The 2,208-nt window shown below is 61.9% G+C and carries 2 protein-coding genes and 1 pseudogene; 2 read left to right on the plus strand and 1 reads right to left on the minus strand.

The genetic code is table 11. The features are described 5' to 3' along the window. Positions 1-315 precede the first annotated feature (315 nt). Positions 316-774, plus strand: coding sequence for a PRC-barrel domain-containing protein (locus GSQ76_RS15480; protein ID WP_216851078.1), 459 nt, complete (start codon positions 316-318; stop codon positions 772-774). Between the two features lie 62 nt (positions 775-836). Here the strand turns inward: GSQ76_RS15480 and GSQ76_RS15485 are convergent, their stop codons facing one another. Next, positions 837-1,853, minus strand: a complete 1,017-nt coding sequence (locus tag GSQ76_RS15485) for an SDR family oxidoreductase (protein ID WP_158744871.1) — start codon at positions 1,851-1,853, stop codon at positions 837-839. Between the two features lie 202 nt (positions 1,854-2,055). On the opposite strand from GSQ76_RS15485, the pseudogene GSQ76_RS31860 reads away from it, so the two are divergent. Next, positions 2,056-2,208 (plus strand): annotated as a pseudogene (locus tag GSQ76_RS31860) (alcohol dehydrogenase catalytic domain-containing protein); the annotation flags it as partial.

Consider the following 2,208-nt stretch of genomic DNA (forward strand, 5'->3'; position numbering starts at 1 on the left):
CGCAGGAACAGCGCTCTATCCAGGCTTCGCGGGATGCGCAGATCGACTTCCTCGACGGTTGCGGATTGTCGCAGCTTGGCGGTGCGGGTACCGCACTGTGGCGCGCAGGCGAAGGCGGTCATCGTGAAATGCCGACCAACATGGCAACTCGACGGCAGGCTTGCCACGAAGATACCTTAATAGAATCAGGTGACTAAGGGCTAATACGCGGAACTTTCGCACGCTAATCGGCGTCAATCGTCAGCAGATTCTGCACGTCGACGAGCCTCTCGCAGAAGTGGCCGCCGGCGTTTGACGTCACACAGGAGCCTTACCATGCGAAACATCCTTAAGCTTGGCACTTTGGCCATCGTCTCGGCGCTTGCGGCCGCTCCGGCCATGGCGCAGACCGGCGGGGCGACACACAGCACCACGACCGCCCCCGCCACTGGCGCAGCGGGTAACACGGCAAACACCACCCCGGCAGACCGCAACGGCGTCATGACGATGACCGATGACGCCCGCGCGAGCAAGGTGATTGGCTCGTCAGTCTACAACGACCATGACGAAAATGTCGGCTCCATCAACGACCTGCTCATCGGCAAGGATGGCAAGCTTAAGGCGGTGCTCTCGGTCGGTGGCTTTCTAGGCATGGGCACCAAATACGTCGAAGTGCCTTACTCCAACCTGACCTTTGGCAATACGCAGAAGGACAGCGACAACAAAGTCGTCCTCAAGGGCGCCACCAAGGACAGCCTCAAGAGCCAGGCTGGCTACAACTACTACAAGGCCTAAAGCAGAACGGCCGCCGGAGAGATCCGGCGGCCGTTGTCATATCCTTCGATCTAGACGTTCACTCAGGGTTGGCCGCTGCCGCCCGCGGCTCCATAAACTTGGCCCGTGGCAAAGCTGCCATCGTTGGCCGCGAGTTGCACGTAGATTGAGCCGAGCTCGGCGGGCTGGCCCGGACGACCGAGTGGCGTCATGCCGCCGAACTTTTGCAGCTTTTCCTGCGAGGCTCCACCGCTGACTTGCAGCGGCGTCCAGATCGGTCCGGGTGCAACGCCGTTTACGCGGATGCCCTTGGGACCCAGTTGCTTGGCTAGGGATTTCACGTAGTTCATCGTCGCGGCTTTGGTCTGTGCATAGTCGTAGAGATCCGGTGTCGGATCATAGGCCTGCTCAGAAGTTGTCCCGATGATGCAGGAGCCGGGGGGCATGTGGGGCAGGGCCGCTTTGATGATCCAGAAGGGTGCGTAGATGTTCGTCTTCATTGTCCAATCGAACTGCTCGGTTGAGATGTCCAAAATCGAATCATGAGCCTGCTGGCGACCGGCGTTGCTGACCAGGATGTCCAGTCCACCGAGACCGTTGACCGCATCCGCTACCAACTTGACGCAGAACGCCTCGTCGCGCAGGTCGCCGGGGAGCGCCAGGCCCACCCGGCCCTCCGCCTTGATCAAGGCGATAACCTGCCGGGCATCTTCTTCTTCATCCGCCAGATAGTTGATCGCGACGTCCGCCCCTTCGCGCGCGAATGCAATTGCGGCCGCACGGCCCATCCCGGAGTCGCCGCCCGTGATCAGCGCCTTGCGCCCAACGAGCCTGCCCGAGCCGCGATAGCTTTTCTCGCCATGGTCGGGCACCGGATCCATCTTGCTCGCCAGCCCCGGCCACGGCTGCGACTGCTTCTGGAATGGCGGCTTCGGGTATTTGGTCGTGGGATCCATCATTGGCGCTGCGCGCCCGGCCGGCGACCTGTCTTGAGCAGCGGCCGGCGAAGCGGCTGCAACGGCGGCCGCTGCAGCGAGGCCGACGCCCGCTCCGCTGACCATATCGCGACGTGATAACGGGGAGTCTTTGAGATTGGCCATCTTCGTCTCCAAACAGGGTGGCCGAACAACGGGGTGGTCGGGCTCGCGTTGCAGCGGCTCTGCCCCGCGCCGGCAGGACACCTGCGATCGGACAATGCCGGCGATTTACGCCCGCTTATCACAAGGCAACCCCAATGCACCGGGCACGTAGAACGGACCGGCTATGGTCCACTGCGGGCAGCGCTCCAAAAAGGATAACCACATGAAGGCTCTCGTTTGGCACGGCAAAGGCGACATTCGCTGCGACAGCGTCGCTGATCCGGGCATCGAAGACACCCGGGATGTGATTTTGAAGGTGTGCGCCTGCGCGATTTGCGGCTCCGACCTACATCTTATGGACGGACAGATGCCAACC

This window comes from Acidisphaera sp. L21 (assembly GCF_009765685.1).
Lineage (GTDB): Bacteria > Pseudomonadota > Alphaproteobacteria > Acetobacterales > Acetobacteraceae > LMUY01.